Source organism: Spirillospora sp. NPDC049652 (assembly GCF_040675125.1).
In the GTDB taxonomy this organism is placed as follows: Bacteria; Actinomycetota; Actinomycetes; order Streptosporangiales; family Streptosporangiaceae; genus Spirillospora.
In genome coordinates, this window is sequence record NZ_JBFAOF010001287.1 from 1 (window position 1) to 1,635 (window position 1,635).

Consider the following 1,635-nt stretch of genomic DNA (forward strand, 5'->3'; position numbering starts at 1 on the left):
CCGGTGCCGGCCGCGCCGCTGCCGCGGGCCGCCGACCATCCCGGCTCCGGGCACCTGGTCAACTGAGGGGCGGACGTCCCCGCGACGTCCGCCGGACGCCCCGATCGCCCATGATCGGGGCGTTCGCATTGGTAACGGTTGGATTGCGGGCATTGACAGTGAGCGGGGTCACGTTCTTTGCTTCGTGGGAGCGCTCCCACACTCCCACCCACACACAGACGAGAGGGACCCGCGATGAGGGGTTACCGGCTGAGGACCGCGGCCGTGCTGGCCGCGGCCGGCACACTCGCGGCGGCATGCGGCGGCGGAGGCGGCGACGACTCCAAGTCCGACAAGAACTTCACGCTGACCGTCGACGTCTTCGGCGAGTTCGGCTACGAGACGCTCTACAAGGGGTTCGAGCAGTCGCACCCCGGCGTCACGGTCAAGCAGCGCAAGGTGTCCTCGCTGGACGACTACAAGCCGCGGCTCCAGCAGTGGATCGCGACCGGCAGCGGGGCGGGCGACGTGGTGGCGCTGGAGGAGGGCATCCTGCCCACCTACATGCAGCAGCGCACCAAGTTCGTCAACCTCTTCGACTACGGCGCGCGCTCGATGCAGGCCGACTTCCTGCCGTGGAAGTGGCAGCTCGGCCTCAGCCCGGACGGCAGCCAGCTCGTCGGCCTCGGCACCGACGTCGGCCCGCTCGCCATGTGCTACCGCAAGGACCTGTTCAAGAAGGCCGGCCTGCCCACCGAGCGCGACGAGGTCGGCAAGCTCTGGCCGACCTGGGACCAGTTCCTGGCGACCGGGCAGAAGTTCCAGGGCAAGGTGTCCGGCGCCAAGTGGCTGGACGGCCCGACCGCCGTGCTGCGCGCGACCGTGCTGCAGAACGCGGGCAGCGGCCCCGGCTACAGCTTCTTCGACAAGGACGACAAGCTCGTCTTCGACACGAACCCGGCCGTGAAGCAGGCGTTCGACACCACGCTGAAGTTCGAGCAGAACAAGATGACGGCGGACATGTCGATCTTCACGCCGCCGTGGCAGACGGCGCTGAAGCGCGACACGTTCGCCACCGTGCCCTGCCCGTCCTGGATGCTCGGCGGCATCAAGCAGTTCTCCGGCGACTTCGGCAAGGGCAAGTGGGACGTCGCGACCACGCCGGGCGGCTCGGGCTACTGGGGCGGGTCGTGGCTGGCCGTGCCGAAGCAGAGCAAGCACCAGAAGGCGGCGGCCGAGCTGGCCCAGTACCTGACGAGCGCGCAGAGCCAGGTCGGCGCGTTCAAGGACAAGGACACCTTCCCGTCCAACGTCAAGGCCGAGCAGGACCCGGCGGTGTCCGGGGCGTCCAACGAGTACTTCAGCGGCGCGCCCACCGGGAAGATCTTCGGACAGCTGGTGGCCTCGGTGAAGCCCGTCCACCTCGGCCCGAAGAACGAGGACGTCCGCCAGGCCGTGGAGAACGTCCTCATCGCGGTCGGCCAGGGCAGGGTCAAGCCCGAGGAAGCCTGGGGGAAGGCCGTCGAGGCGGCCAAGAAGGCCGCCAGATGACCAGTGTGGACACGCGTCCCGCCCGCCCGGTCGACCGGGCGGGCGGGACGCCCCCCAACGAGCGCCCGCGGGCGTGGCGAGCCCGGCTCGACCATAAGGCCAGCC

General features: G+C 69.8%; 1 protein-coding gene. It reads left to right on the top strand.

Annotated elements, in window-relative coordinates:
* Positions 1-264 precede the first annotated feature (264 nt).
* Complete coding sequence (locus tag AB0J52_RS39485) at positions 265-1,530, top strand: ABC transporter substrate-binding protein (protein WP_500188234.1); 1,266 nt, start codon at positions 265-267, stop codon at positions 1,528-1,530.
* Positions 1,531-1,635: the final 105 nt, after the last annotated feature.